Below are 18,442 nucleotides of genomic sequence, written 5' to 3' on the forward strand. Positions count from 1 at the left end.
CGCTTCGCTATCCCCCAAGCTCGTATCTTAGAAGCCCCACCCCGAAGAAGGCCGCGGTCTCGGTCCGGAGGACACTCTTCCCGAGGCTTACCGGTTTAAAACCCGCCTCTTGGGCAAACTCCGCTTCTTTCTCGGTAAACCCGCCCTCCGGCCCGACAAGGATGGCTGCCTTTTTTACAGGCCTTTCTACCCCTTCGATATAGTCCTTCATGGAGATAAGGCCAGCCCTCTCCCACAGCATTACTTTAAGGTCCGCGTCCTGTACAAGACCGACAGCATCAATAAATGATGCGTAAGGCAGTATCCGGGGTATATCCCATCTGCGGGACTGCTTCGTTGCCTTTACCGCGAGGTTCTGCCAGTTATGGGACCTCTTCTGCCTGGCGTCCAGCTCTTCCAGGCTTATCGACCGTTCGGTCTTGTTTGGGATTATCTCCGTCACTCCAAGCTCGGTTGCCTTCTGGATTATAAGCTCGAACCTCTCCCGTTCCGGAAGCGCCTGCAGGAGGACGATATCCGGCCCTCTCTCTATCGCTCCTATAGACTCGAAGGCTGTCATTTCGGCTCGCGCCTGAGTGAGGCTTATGAGCCTCGCGCGCACGAGAGCGCCAGCTCTGTCGATGACCGTGAAGGCCTCGCCAGCCCTGGGCTGCCATGCGTTGAGGTGGACGATATCCCCGGGCGCGAGGGTGAAGCTTTCGCCAGGGGTGATCCTTCTATCGAGGACTATCATGCCGAGGCCGGGCAAGGCTACAATCTCCTTGTTGAGTTTGGGGAAAGTAGTATAATCTTACCCTAACGTACGCGGGCTGGGAAGGGGTTTTGAAGCCGGTGTTATTTGATATCGAGGAGCCTTGAAAGGGCGCGTATCCGCTGGTCAAGGCCGGCGCCTTTCGCGGAAAGCCTTTTGAGGATGGCGAGCGAGGCCTCCGGCCTGTAGCCGGCCTGCCGCATGATGCGCACGGCCTGCGCGTCCGCCTTCAGCTCCTTTATCTGGGAGCTTGAGATGCCGGGGTGGCCGGCGAGTTCGAGTATCTTTCCAGGTACCTGGTCCGTGGCAAGTATATGCGCCGACTCGTGGGCGAGGATAAAGGCCACCTCGTCTTCCGAGGCGGCGGTGGAGATAAGTTCCGGAGAGATGACGATAGTCCCGTCGGGCATGACAAAGGCGCTGCCCGGGCCTTCCTGGCCCAGGCTTACCCTTGGACGAAAGCCTATCGCCGGCTCAAGCCTGGCAATGACCCTCGCCAGTGTGGCCTTTACCCCTTCAGACGCGGAAGCGGGCTTCTGGGCCGCAAAGACGAAAGCGGCGCAGAGCGATACGAAGAGGGCTGTTTTAAGAATGTATTTTTTCATTTTTTTTCCGAGAGGGATGGACGCTTTAGCGGGAAGGTGCTGCCTGGAAGAAGGTCAACTCATCCGAAAGCGATTTTAACACTGTTATCATACTGATTTCAATGGTAAAAGTCACAAAGAAGATAATGCTGCAGGGCACGTCGTCGCACGTGGGCAAAAGTGTTCTTACCGCCGCGCTTCTCAGGTCTTTGAGGATACGGGGCTTTAGCGTTGCCCCCTTCAAGGCCCAGAACATGGCGCTTAATTCCGCCGTGGCCCATGACGGAGGCGAGATAGGCCGCGCGCAGGCATTCCAGGCAGAGGCCGCGGGGGTCGCCCCGTCGGTCCACATGAACCCGGTCCTTTTAAAGCCTACAGGCGATTCCCTCTCTCAGGTCATCATCCAGGGCAGGGTCCTGGGGACGATGAGCGCGGCCGAGTACCACGCCTTCAAGAAACAGGCGATGGGCTATGTGCTTGAGAGCTATTCGAGACTCGCCGCCACCCATGACGTCATCGTGATAGAAGGGGCCGGAAGCCCCGCTGAAGTGAACTTGAGGGATAACGATATCGCCAACATGGGCATAGCCATGGCGGTTGATAGCCCGGTCCTTCTCATAGGAGATATAGACAGGGGGGGAGTTTTCGCGTCGCTGGTCGGCACCCTCGATCTGCTTGAGCCTTGCGAGAGGGAACTCGTCAAAGGCCTTGTCATAAACAAGTTCAGGGGGGATAAGTCCCTTTTGGTCCCTGGCCTGGACTTCCTGGAGGCCCGCACCGGCAAGGACGTACTGGGCGTCGTGCCGTACTTCGATGACAGCGCCATACCCTCTGAGGACAGCCTCTCGCTTGAAAGCAGGGGCGGGCATTCGGGGGACGCAGCCGTAAGGGTAGCGGTCATCAAGCTTCCGAGGGTATCTAACTTTACCGATTTCGACCCCTTCAAGCTCGACCCTCAGGTAGAGCTTGAGTTCGTAGCAACACCTGATGAGTTGGAAGGGGCACACCTTGTCATAATCCCGGGGACAAAGAGCACGCTATCGGACCTTGCGTGGCTTAAATCGAGGGGCTTTGCCCAGGCCTTGAAAGAGCACCTTGGGCGGGGAGGCATGGTCGCCGGGATATGCGGCGGCTTTCAGATGCTCGGGAGGACGGTCAAGGACCCGCACGGGGTAGAGGGCGGCCACAAAGAAGGTGAAGGGCTTGGGTTGCTCGACGCCGTAACCGTGCTCGGCAGGGAGAAGAAGACCTTCGAGGTATCGGCTGTGGCGAAGCTGGGAGCGGACTTTGAGGTAAAGGGCTACGAGATACACATGGGAGAGACGATAGTCAAAGGCGCGCCCTTCTCAAAGGTCCTTGAACGCAACGGCTCTCCGGTCTACGCGCCTGACGGGGCCTCTTCAGCTGACGGGAGGGTCTGGGGGACCTATATACACGGCATATTCGACAACGACCTCTTCAGAAGATCTGTGCTGGCATCCCTTTGCGACGGCGGCGAGGCTTTGAGGGGGCTCTCGTTCGAGAAGGCGAGGGAGGGGGCCATCTCGTCCCTTGCCTCTGTTTTTGAACGCAATATCGACATGGAAAAGGTACTGAGGATAATAGGCGTATGAAGACGATGCTTGAACTTGTAAATATCGTGCCCTTCTCACCACTCGCTCTCCTCTTCGCTTTTTTGCTCGATCTCATAGCGGGCGACCCGGAACGGTTCCCGCATCCTGTAAGGTGGATGGGCCGGCTCATAACCGCCGCCGAGGGAAGGATACGGAAGGCGATGCCCGCGACAGAGCGCGGCGAGAGGCTCGGCGGAGTCCTCCTTTGGGTGGCGGTCGTCGGAGCGGTATATGGAGTAACTCTTGGCGTACTGTATCTGTCTTACAAGCTCTCTCCCACGCTGACGCTTGTCATCTCCGTCTATCTCGTGTGGACGTGCCTGTCCGTTAAATCGCTCGGGGACGAGGCGATGGGCGTGGCAGGGGCCCTCGGGCAGGGGATCGAAGAGGGCAGGGAGCGCCTCAAGCGCATAGTCGGCAGGGACACATCCGGGTTAAAGGAAGAAGAGGTCTTAAGGGCGACCGTCGAGACGGTCGCCGAGAACTCGTCAGACGGGGTCATCGCCCCGCTCTTCTTCCTCGCCCTCGGCGGTCCCGCGCTCATGATGGCCTATAAGGCGGTGAACACGCTCGACTCGATGGTCGGCTACAAGAACGGGAGTTACGCTCACTTTGGCTGGTTCTCAGCCAGGGCGGACGATGCCGCCAACTTCATCCCGGCAAGGCTTACAGGGGCGCTCATCGTCTCGGCCTCTTTTATTTTAGGGTATAATTGGATGAAGTCGGCGGCCATACTCTTGAGGGACGGGCGCAAGCACCCAAGCCCCAACTCCGGGGTGCCTGAGGCGGCGATGGCCGGGGCCCTGGGGCTCCAGCTCGGCGGTGCGGCCTCCTACGGCGGGGTGGTATCCGCCAAGCCTTTGATAGGAGATCTTCTCTGCCGCTTCGATGGCGCGATGGTCGCCTCAAGCGTCAAGGTAATGCGGACCGCGGCGGTGCTTATGGCCGGGGCCGTTTTTTTTGCCAGGACGGCCTTCGTCTTCTTTCTTTAATGCAGCGCAAATACATTCTGAGAGGCTTATAAATGCTGAACGCGTTAAGGTTCGTAATGCTCATGAGCACGGTAGTGTGGGTCGGGATGATCATCTTCTTTTCCATGGTCGTAACGCCTGTAATCTTTAAAACGCTCCCCAGGGCAACGGCCGGTGAGCTTGTGGGCAACCTCTTCCCCAGGTACTGGGCCATAGGCTACGTGGCCGGGATACTGTCGCTCTCGTCGCTCCTGGCTATATCTTTTGTCGAGAAAGGCTTCCCAGCCGCAAGGATACTCATCCTTGCCCTCATGACCGCGCTCACCTTCTACTCTGGCCTTGTGATCTCTCCCCAGGCAAAGGCGGTAAAGGCGCAGATGGCGGTCGTCGAGGACCCTGCAAAGGCTGAGGAGCTTAAAGCAGAGTTCGGGCGTATCCACAAGAAGAGCTTCGCCCTCAACATCGTGGTCCTGCTTGCGGGGGTCGTCTTCATATTTTTCATAGCGAGGAACATGAGGCTTTAACAGGCAGCTGATCTTGCGAATGTCTTTGAATAAAGTTCTATTTAAGGGAGGGGCGTTTATGGACAGGGTCTACAAGAAGATCGAGATAGTCGGGGTATCTCCACAAAGTTTCGAGGAAGCGATAAAGAACGCGATAGACAAGGCCTCAAGCACCCTGCACAACCTCGCCTGGTTCGAGGTCGTAGAGCAGCACGGAAGGGTGCAGGACGGCAAGATCGCCGAGTTTCAGGTGGTCGTCAAGGTAGCCTTCAAGCTCGACTGAGGAGAAAGGGCCTTCTGGAAAATCCAAATGGCGAATGGCGCGAACATATCATTTTTCTTCAGCCCCGGCTCCGTGGCGGTGGTCGGGGCCTCGGACGAGCCCGGGAAGATCTCGAACATAATCATCAGTAGCCTCCTCAGGTCAGGGTTCGCGGGAAGGATCTACCCGGTGAACCCAAAACACTCATCTGTCCACGGCATGAAATGCCTGCCTGCCCTGGAGGACGCGGACGAGGTGATAGATGTCGCCGTCTTCGCCATCCCCGCCGGGGCTGTGCCTGCCGCGCTAAGGGGGGCTGAAGGGAAGATACGTGGCGCAATCATCGTAAGCGGCGGCTTCTCCGAGACCGGTGAGGATGGCAAGGCCCTTGAGCGGGAGGTGAGCGAGGCCGCCAGAGCCTTGCGTATACGCGTAATAGGCCCGAACTGCATGGGCATCTTCGATACCGTCTCCAGGGTCGATACCTTCTTCATACCTGAGGACAGGGTAAAGAGGCCGCCTCCGGGCGGCCTTTCGATACTATCCCAGAGCGGCTCATTCGCCGCTACCGCCATGGACGAGCTTGCCGCCGACGGCATAGGGGTTGCCAGGGTAGTAAGCTACGGCAACAAATCAGACGTGAACGAATCGGACTGCCTGGACTTTCTCGCCGGAGACCCCGCGACAAAGGCCGTGGCGGTCTACGTGGAATCGATAGATGACGGCAGGAGGTTTGTAGAGGCAGCCTCCAGATGCTCATCCATAAAGCCGGTAATGGCGGTGAAGGTCGGCAAGGCCGGCGCCGGCGCGACAGCCGCCCGTTCGCACACCGGGGCTATCGCCGGGAGATACGAGATATACAGGGCCGCCTTCAGGAAGGCGGGGGTAATAGAGCTTAACGGCTATGAGGAATTTCTGGCCGCCTGCAAGGCCTTCGGCCTGCAGGGAAGGGCGAAGGGGAACAGGGTCATCATAATAACCGACGGCGGTGGTGTCGGCGTAGGCATAGCTGACGCTTGCCAGGCCATCGGACTCGACGCGGCGCCACTGCCAGAAGAGCTTCGCGCGGAGTTAAAGGCCGTCTTCCCGCCCTATTTCTCCATCAGTAACCCGCTTGACCTTACAGGGAGCGCGACGGATGAGTCATATGCCCTCGCGCTAAGCAGGACCATGGCTGGAGAACACTACGATATCGCCATCGTCGCCGCGCTCTGGGGGCCTCCGGCTCTTACCGAGGCCCTTCCCGGCATGCTGGCGCAAAAACCGGGGTTCACTGAAAAGCCGATCATCGTCTGTTCTCCGGGCGGCGAGTACGCGAGAAAGAGGTTCTCTCTTTTTAGAGAAGCCGGCCTGCCGGTATTCTCAACCCCTGAGGAGGCCGTGCGCGCTGCCGCGGTACTCGCCAGGGACGGGGGCAGGGGCAGGGGCTGATGGACAGGATGGCCATTGAAAAGATAATCACCGAGGCCTTGAGCCTTGGGAGAAAGGCGCTCGTTGAGCCGGAGGCGAAGACGATTATAAGCCTCGCCTCGATAGCCGTGCCCAGGCACAAGGTGGTGAAAGACGTTTCCGAGGCTCTTGAGGCCGCGCGAGAGCTGGGCTTTCCGGTCGTCCTCAAGATAATATCCCCGGACATACTGCACAAGAGCGATGTCGGGGGCGTCACGCTCGATATAAAGAACGCCTCTGAGCTTCAGCAGGGCTGGTCGCGTATGCTCCTTGGATTGGCAGACGAGGCCCCTGTATCTTCTATTGAGGGTTTCCTCGTGGAGGAGATGGTAGGCAAGGGGGCCGAGGTAATAGTCGGCGGCATAAGGGACGAGCAGTTCGGCCCGGCTGTCATGTTCGGCCTGGGAGGTGTCGCGGTCGAGCTACTGAAGGACGTCTCATTCAGGCTCGCCCCTGTAACCCGTGAAGAGGCCTTCAGCATGATAGGTGAGGTAAAGAGCTTTCCGCTCCTTGCAGGCTACAGGGGAGGGAGCTACAAGGACCTCGACGCCATAGCCGACGTGATAATAAAGGTGGGGCGGATAATGGGCGAGGTAAACGGCATAAAAGAGCTTGAGATAAACCCCCTGGTGGTATATGAGAGAGGGGCCGTTGCGGTAGACGCGAGGGCGGTGCTTCTTTAACGGGCATGAAATAAGTCTATCTGCAGCTGTGTTTTTCAATCTGTCAGGAAGGTTTACGGCTTGAAAAAATACGAAGGCGACATACACGGCGGTAATATCTGGAAGGCTTCGAGGACGGCCTCGAAATCCCTCACCGGCATTATTGATTTCAGCGCGAGCATAAACCCGCTCGGCCCCCCGAAGGCCTCTATCAAGGCGATAGAGGACGGGATAAGGCTCATACCCCCTTACCCCGACCCTTACGCGTTCGAGCTGAGGGAGGCGCTTTCAGCCTTTCACGCCATACCGGCCGATAACATTCTCCCGGCTAACGGCTCTACCGAGCTTATATACCTTATCCCGCGCTTCCTCAAGCCGGGCAGGGCCCTGATAGTAGAGCCCGCTTTCAGCGAATACAGGTCGGCGCTTGCCCTCTCGGATATCAGGGCTGAGTCTTTTGTATTGAGTAAAGTGGACGGCTTTGGCCTCGATTTGGGAAGGCTTGGGAGAAAGCTCGCCCAGGGATTCTCAGCCCTCTATATAGCCAATCCCGCCAACCCTACGGGTGTGCTCTATCCTGAGGAAGAGGTGCTTAAAGTAATCGATATGGCCGGGAGGTCTGGCGCGACCGTCGTACTCGATGAGGCCTTCATAGATTTCTCAGGGGGGTCGGTCGCCAAAGAGGCGGTAAAGACGGAGAACGCCATAGTCTTGAGGTCGCTTACGAAGTTCTATTCAATAGCCGGGCTGAGGCTCGGCTACGCGATAGCCAACAGAAAAATTACGGCAGGGCTTTCTCGTCTTATGCCGCCCTGGTCGGTCAATACACTTGCGTCGATGGCTGGCGCTGCCGCCCTCTCTGATGATGCCTACAGGGAAAGGACAGCCGCGTGGCTCTCGGAAGAGAAGGAGTTTCTGTCAAGGGCAATCGCCTCTATAAAAGGGCTTGAGCCGTATCCGTCCTCTGCCAATTACATAATGGTCAGGATCGGCTCTCGTGTCAGCGCAAAGGAGCTTGCCGCCGCGCTCTTCAAAAAAGGGCTGCTCATACGGGACCTGGGCGCGTTCATGGGGCTTGGGCCGGAGCTTTTCAGGGTGGCGGTGCTTTCAAGGGAGGCGAACAGGTCCCTGATAGAAGCGCTGAGAGAGGTCTTTGAGGCGAAGGCCCTGAACAGGGGCAGGAGGGCCTCAGCCGCGCCAGAGCCTGCCTGATTAAATACTTACCTTGATGACGGTCTTCACGTTTCCGCGTACGTTAAAGTCGCCTGTGACCTCGAGCTTCCTGGGTGAGAGGAGTTTTTTGAGGTCGTCGAATATGAGGTTTGTAGATGCCTCGTGGGATATGGCGCGGTCGCGGAAGGAGTTGAGGTAGAGCTTTAAGGACTTAAGCTCTACGACCTTCTGGTCGGGCACATAGGATATCTTTATTGTCGCGAAGTCCGGGTATCCTGAGCGCGGACATACGCATGTGAACTCAGGGTACGATATCTCGATAGTATAGTCCCTGTCCGGGCTTGAATTCTCCCAGGCTTCGAGTTTTGATTCTTCTATGGCCTTTGCGCCGTATTTCTTGTCGATCATCTGTTGACCTTTCAAAGTATATATTGCGTACATATTAGCAAAATATTGTAAAAAATAAAAAAGTTTTGAAGAGTTGCCCCTGTTATTTCACACCCGGGTCTGGTTCTGTTCCCAGCTCAGCCAGGACGTTTTGAACCTTCAGCGGAATTTACCATTGACAAAAGCCTTCTTCTTCTGTAATTTGGGTAGATTCGGTTTTGTGCGCCTGTAGCTCAGTGGATAGAGCATCGGCCTCCGAAGCCGAGGGTCGGAGGTTCAAATCCTCTCAGGCGCGCCAGATACTTGCGTGCATAAGAGGTAAGTTCATCTGGCCTTTTAATTTTAGCTTTTCAGTTTGGGCCGCTAGCTCAGTTGGTAGAGCAGCTGACTCTTAATCAGCGGGTCCGCGGTTCGATCCCGCGGCGGCCCACCAAGAATATCAAGGGGTTACAGAGAAATCTGTAGCCCCTTTTGCATTTAAGTGTCCAGTTTTTGTCCAGTTGGCGATAATAGGGTCGCTGTAAGAGGGGACAGTTTTTTTGGTTTGCAAAGGCATGGCAATATGGTAGGTAGTATATAAAAAAGAATGGTGGGCGGAGCCAACCCTACTAAACTTCTGGAAGATAATAGAATTGAGCTACTATAAGCTTCCATCCTGTGCTACTATTTGACATCAGACTGGCGTTCTTTCGTAATAAATAAGATTAAAACAAAGAAGGATTTTGGGAGAAGATACCAATGGATATTCTGTCAATTGGTGTTTTATCGTACAGCATTGTATGGGCTATCCTCGGCATTATCCTGATTGTAGCTGAATTGATGACGATGGCATTTGTCCTGGCTTTTTTCGGTTTAGGGGCTCTTTTGACCGCGTTCTTGACATGGCTTGGGATAATTCCTGGCTTTACAAGCCAACTGCTGGTTTTTTCGATCTCTTCTTTAGGCATGCTGCTGATGTTGAGGACCTTCGCGAAAAAGCAGTTTTTCAGGAAGTCTGAAATGTCACAGGAGTTCATCGGGCAAAAAGTAAAGGTTACCAAGGCGATACCGGTTAATGGAGAAGGCGCTGTTTCCTATAGAGGGTCTGAATGGATTGCGTTTAGCGATTCAAAAGAAGTAATCCCCGCAGGCGCTATGGCGGAGATAATCGGTACGGAAGGCATCAGGGTCAAGGTAAGAAAAATAGAGTAAGAATGGGGTGGGGAGGAATGATGGAGATGCAATTTGTTTTGCTTGGTTTTGTTCTTGTTGTCGTCATCGTTATTTTTAAAGGTGTCAGGATCGTGCCGCAGCAAAGCGCGTATGTCATCGAACGCCTGGGTAAATATTATGTCACATTGCATGCCGGTATCAGCTACATAGTTCCCTTTGTCGACAGAGTCGCTTATCAGCACAGCTTGAAGGAACAGGCTATCGATATCCCAGAGCAGGTCTGCATCACCAAGGATAATGTTCAGGTGGGGGTCGATGGCGTTGTATTTATTCAGGTGATAGACGCGAAGATGGCCTCATATGGGATACATAACTACTTCTTCGCCATAACGCAGCTTGCCCAGACGACGATGCGAAGCGAAATGGGTAAAATAGACCTCGACAAGACCTTTGAAGAAAGGACGACCATAAACGCGTCAATTGTCGGCTCGATTGACGAGGCGGCTAAATTATGGGGCGTTAAAGTGTTGCGCTATGAGATAAAAAATATTGTGCCGCCCAAATCTGTCCTGGTCGCGATGGAAAAACAGATGCAGGCTGAAAGAGAAAAAAGGGCTATCGTCCTGGAGTCGGAAGGCGCAAGGCTTTCCGCGATAAATGTCGCGGAAGGGCAGAAAAAGAAGGTTGAGCTGGAATCCGAGGCTTATAAGATCAAGCAGATCAACGAAGCGGAAGGGCAGGCCAGGGCAATTACCGAGATTGCGACCGCCACGGCGGAGGGGCTTAAAAAAGTAGCTGAAGCAATCACGGCTAACGGCGGGATGGAAGCGGTTCAATTACGCGTTGCGGAAAAAACGGTAGAGCAATTCGGACATCTTGCCAAGGCAACAAACACGCTGATACTGCCTTCTAATTTTGGAGATATGTCCTCCATTATTGCAACGGCCATGAGCGTCGTAAAACATGTGGAACCAAAGGTTAAGGCACAATAAAACCAGCGCTCCGCAGGTTCGCCTGCGCGGCTTAGCAGGAATGTCAGAGGGGTTACGGTACTGCCGTAGCCCCTTTTGCATTTCACTGTACAGTTTTTGTCCAGTTGGCGATAATAGGGTCGCTGTAAGAGGGGACAGTTTTTTTTGGTTTGCAGAGGCATGGCAATATGGTAGGTAATATATAAAAAAGAATGGTGGGCGGAGCCCACCCTACTAAACTGATTTTAGGAATAGATGCTGATTAAAAATTTCATTCGCATTTAAGGGTTTTATATAAGGGGGCGGGTGTTCGTGGGTAGGAATAAAAATAAAGCTATCTAATTGAATTTACAGTCAATATGTTGTTATATAGAGAATCAATACCACTTAGAGATATATCCTCGCTTATATCGTTGAGTGGTTATGTTCGCTAAAAAGACAAGAGAACTGGATTAGAATGAATAAAATAAATATCCATTTAGAAAATTGTTATGGAATCAAGAAAATTCAAACACAGTTAGATTTTTCTAAGCAAAGCGTTTATGCTATTTATGCAGCTAATGGTGCGATGAAGTCTTCACTTGCCCAGACTTTTCAGGATGTGGCCGACGCGAATCCATCTAAGGATAGAATATTTCCGACTCGCGTGTGTGTTCGAAATATAACCGATGAGAACGGTATTGATTTATCTCAAGAAAGCGTTTTTGTTATTCGTCCATATGAGGACGAGGATATCAGCCATACCGAGAAAACTTCGACACTACTTGTAGATAGTAAGTTGAGAAAGGAATATGAAGAATTACATATAGAAATCGACAAATCAAAGGAAATATTTATAAAGGCTTTAAGGGAGCAATCCGGCTCTAAAAAGGATTTGGAGAAAGAGATCTCCTCTGCTTTTACAAGCAGTGATGAAGAGTTTTACCGTGCATTGATCCGCGTACATGAAGAAGTATCGGCTCAGAAAGAAGCTCCATTTGCAGATATTGCCTATGACACGATTTTTGATGAAAAGGTTCTGAGTCTTCTCGACAACAAAGATATCAAAACGGCTATTGAGAACTACATTAAAAAATACAATGAACTTCTAGCTGCCTCAACCTATTTTAAAAAAGGCGTATTTAATTATTATAATGCTTCAGCAATAGCGAAGAACTTAGCTGATAATGGTTTTTTTGATGCTAAGCACTCAGTGAATTTGAATGCTGAAAAACGAATTGAAATTAATAGTCGTAAACAGCTTGAGGAACTGATTTCTAAAGAAAAAGAAGCTATTTCGACAGATAAAGAACTCAGAAAAAAGTTTACAGATATTGAAAAATTAATACAGAAAAATGTGACCGTTAGGGGTTTTGAGACTTACCTGACTGAACATGAAGAAATTCTTCCAGAGCTGGTAAATATAGAGAGATTCAGAGAAAAGATTTGGAAATCATATTTTAAGGTACGATTTGAACTCTATAGTGATTTGATCGAGAAATATCGCGCAGCTGAGAAGAGAAAGGAAGCGATAGAGGAGGAAGCAGGGAAACAGAGAACGCAATGGGAGTCGGTTATTGATATCTTTAACAGTCGTTTTTTTGTTCCTTTCAAGCTTAGTGCAGAAAATAGGGTTTCCGTTATATTGGGTCAGGAACAGATGCTGCGCCTAGCGTTCACCTTTGAGGACGGAGCGGATAATACGTCAGTAGATAGAGCCTCATTGATGGCGGCCCTAAGCACTGGAGAGAGGAGGGCTTTCTACATCCTTAATATTATTTTCGAGATCGAGGCTCGAAAGAAGGAGAAGCAGGAAACCATATTTATTATTGATGATATTGCGGATTCATTTGACTATAAGAATAAGTACGCCATCATTCAATATTTAAAGGATATAGCTGAAGCACCTTATTTCAAACAAATAATACTTACACACAATTTCGACTTCTTCCGTACTATAAGCAGCAGATTTGTTAGCTATTCTAATTGCCTTATGGCCCTGAAGAGCAGTAATGGTATTACATTAGAGCAGGCGACTGGTATCAAGAATGTCTTTGCAAACGATTGGAAGCCGAATTTTTTCACTGATCCTAAAAAGAAGATAGCTTCAATACCGTTTATTCGCAACCTCATTCAATTCACAAAAAGCGATAAAGACGCAGATTTTATCAAGCTCACATCATTGCTACACTGGAAAAGCGACTCTGCTTCAATTACCCAAAACGATCTTGATAGGATTTACAACACGGTGTTTTGTACAAGTGGAAAATCACCTGATGGCGATAGTTCTGTTATTGGAATGATCCAACAAGAGGCAGACAAATGCCTAAAAGCATGCGATGGCATTAGTTTAGAGAACAAAGTTGTACTCTCAATTGCAATACGAATCTTTGCTGAAAAATTCATGATTGAGAAAATAAAGGATGATAAATTTGTTGCTAATATCAAGTCTAATCAAACCCCCAAGTTACTTGAAAAATTCAAGGAACTATTTAGCAGTGATGTTGACAATCTTGAAACCATTCAGCGCGTGCTCCTTATGACACCTGAGAACATTCACCTGAATTCTTTTATGTATGAGCCGATTATTGATATGTCTGATGAACATTTGAAGAAACTTTATGCGGATGTTTTGAGCTTGAACGTAGCCAAAACGTAACCAAATTTATCCAAAAGCACCTGAAGGAGTAGAAAATAGCCCAAAGCATATAATGGGCTAAGTATGTGAAAGTAGATTGAAATTCAGAAAAACGCAGGTAGAAGGCCCAGTTACAGTTTTAGTTCTTTTACGCATTCTTAATCAGCGGGTCGCAGGTTCGATCCCTGCGCGGCCCACCAAGAATATCAGAGGGGTTACAGAGAAATCTGTAGCCCCTTTTGCTCTTGAAGTGAAAGCAGGTCGGCTTAGGCTTTAACGCCCGGCAGCTCCCGATGCTTTAGCCTTGTATGCCCGCTCAAAATATCTTATCCTGTCGGCGTCATAAAAACGCTTTATCTACAAAAACTTAAAGCGATATAATGGACTGCGGTTTCATTCCAATCTTGATGTGATGAGCGGAAAAGAAACAGGATATAATAGCGGCATACGGCTTTCAGTGATCATCCCTGCCTATAATGAGGAGGCCCTTATAGGGACCTCACTCAAAAAGGCGGTCGATTATCTTTCGTTAAAATTCCCTTCCTATGAGATCATCGTAGTCTGCGACGGCTGCAAGGACTCTACCCCCGCCATCGCTTTAAATGCCGCTTCCGTAAACCCCAGGATCAAGGTAATAGACCGTAAGGAGAACAGGGGCAAGGGGTACTCCGTAAAGGAAGGTTGCCTTGCGGCTTCAGGCGAGTACGTTCTGTTCACCGACGCCGACCTTTCTACCCCCATGGAAGAGATAGGGAAGCTCACGCACGAGTTAGAGGCGGGCGCCGACATTGCTATAGGGTCAAGGGCGCACCCCGCCTCAGAGATAATGGTCCATCAGGCATGGCTCAGGGAGAGCATGGGCAAGGTCTTCAACCTCTTTGTCAGGGTGTTTGCGCTTAAGGGGCTCAAGGACACTCAGTGCGGCTTCAAGGGCTTTAAAAGGGAGGCGGCCAGAAAGATATTTCCAATGCAGACGATAGATGGTTTCAGCTTCGACGTGGAGGTGCTCTACATAGCCTTGAAATACGGCTATCTCATACGCGAGGTGCCCGTCAAGTGGCTGAACCGGCCTGATTCAAGGGTAAACGCGCTCCTTCATCCGCTGCAGATGTTGATAGACCTCGTAAAGATACGGTTCAGGGATATGAAAGGCGCCTATGGCAGGGTTTGAAAAGGAAAGCTGCGGCCCAAAATTCCGCCTTGCCGCGATCATACTCATAGCCGTACTCGCTTTTGCGTCCTACGCCAATATCCTGAACGGGGAATTTGTCTGGGACGATATCGAGCAGGTCTCTGAAAACCCGGTCATAAAAGATATCGGGAACATCCCCTCGTTTTTTACGACAGACCTCTGGCGCCTCATCGACAACCCGACCATAGGCTCTTATTACTACAGGCCCATATTCCTGCTCTCCTTTGCAGTCGATTATCAGCTCTGGGGCTTAAACCCGTTCGGGTATCACCTTACGAACACAGCCCTCCATCTCATCTCTTCTCTACTCGTCTTCGCCATCGGAGTGAAGGTGTTGCGCTCGGATATCGCGGCGGCCTTTGGCGCGGCTATATTCGCCGTACACCCGGCCCACGTCGAGTCCGTAAGCTGGATATCAGGGCGGACCGACCCGCTCGCCGCGGTCTTTCTGCTCTTGTCGATATTCCTCTATATTATCTTTACAGAACGCGGCGGGGCATCGGCCTTGCTGGCCCTTTCGGCCTCAGCCGCGTCGTTTTTCCTGTCGCTCCTGACAAAGGAGATGGGGGTAACCCTTCCGGCCATCCTTTTGCTTTTTGTCATCTCATTTATGGGCAGGCGCGACGCCAAAAAAGGGCTTGCGGCTATAGCGCTTTACGTCGCGGCCCTTGTGCTCTATTTTTTCATAAGGTCCCTGATGCTCGGCTCGGCGGTCGGGAGTGTCGATGCCGCGCCGCTGGACAAGCGCATCTACACCTCTTTCGGCATTATCCTCGATTACATCAGGATACTCGTCCTGCCGGTAAACCTGAAGACGCTTTATGACGTGCCTGTCGAAGGGGCGATAAATTTGAAGGTCATCTCATCCGCCCTCGCGCTCATTACCATTTTCACAGCCGCGTCCCTTGCGTATTTTAAGGATAAGAGGGTCTTTTTCCTTTCGCTCTGGTTCTTCGTCACGATCGTGCCTGTTTCGAATATCGTGCCGCTTCGCCCGACGATGATGGCCGAAAGGTATCTGTATATCCCGTCTGTGGGGGTAGCCCTGCTTACAGGCCTCGCATTTTCGTATCTTTACAGGGCGCGGGTAAAAGCGGCTATAGCGCTCGGCGTCCTGGTTGCCGCCTTCCTCCTCTACACAACGGTAGAGAGGAATAGGGCCTGGGCGTCTGAGATCGCCCTCTTTGAGAGCATGGCGACGTCAGCGCCTTTGAACGCATACACCCACCATAACCTCGGGGACGCGTACCGGAAGGCGGGACGCATGGAGCTGGCTGTCCAGGAGTGGGAGAAAGCCGTTCAGATAGACCCCATGCACTACGAGGCGAATAACAGCCTCGCCAATATGGCGCTATTGCGTGGCGACTACGCCCTTGCTATAGAGAGGTACAACAAAGCGCTTGCCGTCCGCCCTGAGTCGGCGGAGGCGCATTACAACCTCGCGCTCGCCCTCGACGGCAGCGGCAGGCCCGAAGAGGCGGCATATCATTACAGGGAATTCTTAAAGAGGGCGCCGGCAAAGTTCGGGGATGTGATCGATGAGGTGCGCTCGCGCCTGGGGGCTGGCGAATAAGGATTGCCTCCAAGCTGCTCTCTTATTTACCTGCGAACGCGTACGCGATTATCTTGTAGACGAGTTTCGCCGCCAGAAAATCGCAGTAATGCAGCTCTTTGACCGGGGCAAGCTCGTTTACGTCAGCCCCGACGAACCTCGATACCCGTGAAGCCGCCCTTAATATCCGTGTCGCCTCGTCCCACATAAGGCCGCCCGGTTCTGGAGTGCCCGTTGCCGGCATGAGGCTCGCGTCAAAGCAGTCGAGGTCGAAGGTCACATAGACAGGCTTGCCGCGAAGCCTTTCGAGTATCTCGTCGATATCCCAAAGATGTTTGTCCTTTGCCCAGAATATCTTTATGCGCTCCGTGTTCTGTTCTAAAAAGGGGACCTCGCCAGCCGAGATGTTCCTTATGCCGCAGGAGACAAGCGAGATATTTTCATGGTCCATGCACCTGCGCATGGCCGCCGCGTGCGAATAGGGCTCGCCTTCGTATCCGTCCCTCAAGTCCGCGTGGGCATCAAAATGGAGTATCGTCAGGTCCGGGTATTTAGCCGCGAAGGGACGTATCGACCCGGCGGTTATAGAATGCTCGCCTCCGAGTATCATCGGAAACTTTCCGTCGTCGAGGAGCTTCCTTGTTATAGACTCGAGGTCGAAAAGCGCCTCGGTTATCTTTTTTTTGACAGGCACCTCCTTCAAGGTCATTATCCCGATATCGCTTGAAGGCTCTTTCCACAGCTCTTCGTCGAAGAGCTCTACCTGGCTTGAAGCCCTGATGATAGCGGCAGGGCCGTTGGCCGTGCCGTGGCCGTAACTTACAGACGCCTCGAGGCCGAACGGCACGACGACCGCTTTGGCCTCCTCATAGGGGCAAGCCTCGTCTTCTGGTATTGCAAGGAATCCTTCTATGGATTTAAGAAATGAAAGCCCTTCGGTAGACACTGATTACACCCTTCCTTAACCGTTTTGCCGGTGACCTTGTCCGTACGGACGCAGGACGAAATTATCACTTCCAAAACGGGTTTTGTAGCTTTTTTTTAAAAAAATTCGCGCGGCGCGCAAAAAAACGGCTCTACTTGCAGCGTAGAGCCGTTTTATCTCATCTGTGCCGGGGTATGGGCGCTCAGCTATCTCTTTTCAGGGCAGAGACTTTCAAGGCCCCGGAGCCTTTATTGTTATCGGCTGTAACGGGCTTATCCCCTGTTGGCGCAGCCTCGACTGTTTTCCGCGCGCTTCCGGCCGCCTGCTCCTTCGGGATCGTTATTATGATGGCGTTATCTACCACGTTTATTTGCCGCGCGGGCGGGGCCCCGGGGCTGCAGTAGAAGACGAGCCTCAGTTTGTCGGGGTGTGCCCCAAGCCGCACCTCGTCTATGCCGGCGGCCCCGATCTTCACCGAGTCCCGCCCGATAGAGTTCTTCACCCCCCAGACGTCGATTATTATCCTCGACGGCTTTTCAAGGTCGAAGTCGTAGTAGTTCTCTATGGCCCCGTTGGCGAGCACCCATATTACGGTCCCCCCTGCCGTAGTCGAGTGCTCGATACTCAATACACCGGAGGCTGGGGTTGCTGTCGGCTGGGCGGACTTTGCCGCTGCCGTCTTTTTCGCCCTAAGCATGTTCTCGCGCGCCTTCGCGTCAAAGCGCGGGTTTACTTCGATCGCCTTCTCAAATGCCTTTACCGCCAGGGCATACTCTCCTTTTTTCATATGGAGCAGGCCCATATTGTTGTAGGCCGCCGCCGTGCCCCCGGCTAGCCTGAAGGCCTCGAAGGCCTCCTGGTCACGCCCCAATCCGCTCAAGGCGAGGGCGAGGTTATTATAGATTTTCCTGTCCGCCGGCCCGGCCGCAAGCGCCTGTTTAAAAGACCCGACCGCTTCGGTGTACTCTCCCTTCGAATAATAGGAGAGGCCCATGTTGTTGAAGAGCGCGCCGATGTCCGGCCTCAGGGAGGCTGCCTTCTTATACTCTTCCAGGGCCTTGTCAAAGAGCCGTCCGCGGTCGTATATTATCCCTAAAAAATTATGGGGCTCCCACAGGCCCGGGTCAAGCTCCACGGAGAGCTGAAAGCTACTCTGCGCCTTTTTAAATTCCGCGAGCATGAAGTAAGCCTTCCCTAACCCTTCGTGGAGAAGGGCGTTTTTGGGGTCGTCCTTCAGGAGGGTCTCAAAGACCTTCCGCGCTTCTTCGCCCAGCCCTTTCTTGAGTAAAAGGCCCCCGGATTTATAGCGCGCGCCCGCACGGGTTGGGTCCTTGCTGACGGCGCTTGAGTATTGGAGATAGGCCATGTCTATCTTGCCGTCCTTCAGATAGTCATCCCCTCTTCTTTCATTGTCTTCCGCCGTCATCTCCGGTACGCTGGAAGCGTCAGCGCTCTCAGCGGCGGCTTTCGCGTTTTGCCTTTGTTCCAGAAGCCTCTTGAGCTCCTTGTCGTTGAACGGGTTTTGGGGGCTTCCCTGGCTGGCGCACCCGGATAAGCTTGAAACAAAAGAGAACGCCAGGAGGCAGAATAACGGCGTGAGGATGGCATTTTTTATCGCGTTCCGCCAGGCCGGCGGCGTTCTTGAAATCATGCTCTTTTCAAACACAGGGCAACTCCG

General features: G+C 52.6%; 17 protein-coding genes and 2 tRNA genes. 14 read left to right on the top strand and 5 right to left on the bottom strand.

Going from position 1 to position 18,442, the window contains the following annotated elements; translation table 11 throughout:
• Window positions 1-7 precede the first annotated feature (7 nt).
• Window positions 8-748 carry a hypothetical protein gene (locus A2V21_308785; GenBank protein OIJ74346.1) on the bottom strand — a complete coding sequence of 247 codons (741 nt, stop codon included), beginning with the start codon at window positions 746-748 and terminating at the stop codon, window positions 8-10.
• An 86-nt stretch (window positions 749-834) separates the two neighbouring features.
• Window positions 835-1,356, bottom strand: coding sequence for a hypothetical protein (locus tag A2V21_308790; protein OIJ74347.1), 522 nt, complete (start codon window positions 1,354-1,356; stop codon window positions 835-837).
• 101 nt (window positions 1,357-1,457) lie between these two features.
• Between A2V21_308790 and A2V21_308795 the strand changes: the two genes are divergently transcribed.
• Genes A2V21_308795 through A2V21_308825 form a run of 7 tightly spaced genes read left to right on the top strand, consistent with a single transcriptional unit; the run spans window position 1,458 to window position 8,007 of the window.
• Window positions 1,458-2,948, top strand: coding sequence for a cobyric acid synthase CobQ (locus tag A2V21_308795; GenBank protein ID OIJ74348.1), 1,491 nt, complete (start codon window positions 1,458-1,460; stop codon window positions 2,946-2,948).
• 5 nt (window positions 2,949-2,953) lie between these two features.
• Window positions 2,954-3,940, top strand: coding sequence for a cobalamin biosynthesis protein CobD (locus A2V21_308800; GenBank protein OIJ75128.1), 987 nt, complete (start codon window positions 2,954-2,956; stop codon window positions 3,938-3,940).
• 32 nt (window positions 3,941-3,972) lie between these two features.
• The gene (locus A2V21_308805; protein ID OIJ74349.1) at window positions 3,973-4,443 is read left to right on the top strand and encodes a hypothetical protein; all 471 of its coding nucleotides are present in this window, start codon (window positions 3,973-3,975) and stop codon (window positions 4,441-4,443) included.
• Between the two features lie 58 nt (window positions 4,444-4,501).
• Window positions 4,502-4,705: a dodecin flavoprotein gene (locus A2V21_308810; protein ID OIJ74350.1), complete on the top strand. Its 204-nt coding sequence runs from the start codon at window positions 4,502-4,504 to the stop codon at window positions 4,703-4,705.
• Between the two features lie 27 nt (window positions 4,706-4,732).
• Window positions 4,733-6,115, top strand: coding sequence for an acetate--CoA ligase (locus A2V21_308815; protein OIJ74351.1), 1,383 nt, complete (start codon window positions 4,733-4,735; stop codon window positions 6,113-6,115).
• Window positions 6,115-6,816, top strand: a complete 702-nt coding sequence (locus tag A2V21_308820) for an acetyl-CoA synthetase (protein ID OIJ74352.1) — start codon at window positions 6,115-6,117, stop codon at window positions 6,814-6,816. The genes A2V21_308815 and A2V21_308820 overlap by 1 nt, the downstream gene beginning before the upstream one ends.
• Before the next feature lie 60 nt (window positions 6,817-6,876).
• The gene (locus A2V21_308825) at window positions 6,877-8,007 is read left to right on the top strand and encodes a threonine-phosphate decarboxylase (GenBank protein OIJ74353.1); all 1,131 of its coding nucleotides are present in this window, start codon (window positions 6,877-6,879) and stop codon (window positions 8,005-8,007) included.
• Here the strand turns inward: A2V21_308825 and A2V21_308830 are convergent, their stop codons facing one another.
• The gene (locus A2V21_308830; protein OIJ74354.1) at window positions 8,008-8,376 is read right to left on the bottom strand and encodes an NADPH-dependent 7-cyano-7-deazaguanine reductase QueF; all 369 of its coding nucleotides are present in this window, start codon (window positions 8,374-8,376) and stop codon (window positions 8,008-8,010) included. It lies immediately after the preceding gene.
• Between the two features lie 201 nt (window positions 8,377-8,577).
• Between A2V21_308830 and A2V21_308835 the strand changes: the two genes are divergently transcribed.
• From A2V21_308835 to A2V21_308865, 7 genes are all read left to right on the top strand, one after another.
• Window positions 8,578-8,653 (top strand) — tRNA-Arg (locus A2V21_308835).
• A gap of 59 nt (window positions 8,654-8,712) precedes the next feature.
• Window positions 8,713-8,788: transfer RNA gene (locus A2V21_308840), tRNA-Lys, on the top strand.
• Between the two features lie 305 nt (window positions 8,789-9,093).
• Window positions 9,094-9,546, top strand: a complete 453-nt coding sequence (locus tag A2V21_308845) for a hypothetical protein (GenBank protein ID OIJ74355.1) — start codon at window positions 9,094-9,096, stop codon at window positions 9,544-9,546.
• A gap of 17 nt (window positions 9,547-9,563) precedes the next feature.
• The gene (locus tag A2V21_308850) at window positions 9,564-10,499 is read left to right on the top strand and encodes a stomatin 2 (protein ID OIJ75129.1); all 936 of its coding nucleotides are present in this window, start codon (window positions 9,564-9,566) and stop codon (window positions 10,497-10,499) included.
• A gap of 436 nt (window positions 10,500-10,935) precedes the next feature.
• On the top strand, window positions 10,936-13,116 hold the full coding sequence (locus tag A2V21_308855; GenBank protein OIJ74356.1) for a phage infection protein: 2,181 nt from the start codon (window positions 10,936-10,938) through the stop codon (window positions 13,114-13,116).
• 424 nt (window positions 13,117-13,540) lie between these two features.
• Window positions 13,541-14,266: a hypothetical protein gene (locus A2V21_308860; protein ID OIJ75130.1), complete on the top strand. Its 726-nt coding sequence runs from the start codon at window positions 13,541-13,543 to the stop codon at window positions 14,264-14,266.
• Window positions 14,253-15,860, top strand: a complete 1,608-nt coding sequence (locus A2V21_308865; protein ID OIJ74357.1) for a hypothetical protein — start codon at window positions 14,253-14,255, stop codon at window positions 15,858-15,860. The genes A2V21_308860 and A2V21_308865 overlap by 14 nt, the downstream gene beginning before the upstream one ends.
• Window positions 15,861-15,882: 22 nt before the next feature.
• On the opposite strand, the gene A2V21_308870 is transcribed toward A2V21_308865, so the two are convergent.
• Both A2V21_308870 and A2V21_308875 read right to left on the bottom strand, forming a co-directional pair.
• Window positions 15,883-16,785: an agmatinase gene (locus tag A2V21_308870; protein OIJ74358.1), complete on the bottom strand. Its 903-nt coding sequence runs from the start codon at window positions 16,783-16,785 to the stop codon at window positions 15,883-15,885.
• 181 nt (window positions 16,786-16,966) lie between these two features.
• Window positions 16,967-18,430, bottom strand: a complete 1,464-nt coding sequence (locus tag A2V21_308875) for a hypothetical protein (protein ID OIJ74359.1) — start codon at window positions 18,428-18,430, stop codon at window positions 16,967-16,969.
• Window positions 18,431-18,442 lie beyond the last annotated feature (12 nt).

The sequence above is a fragment of the Deltaproteobacteria bacterium GWC2_55_46 genome (genome assembly GCA_001595385.3).
In the GTDB taxonomy this organism is placed as follows: domain Bacteria; phylum Desulfobacterota; class GWC2-55-46; order GWC2-55-46; family GWC2-55-46; genus UBA5799.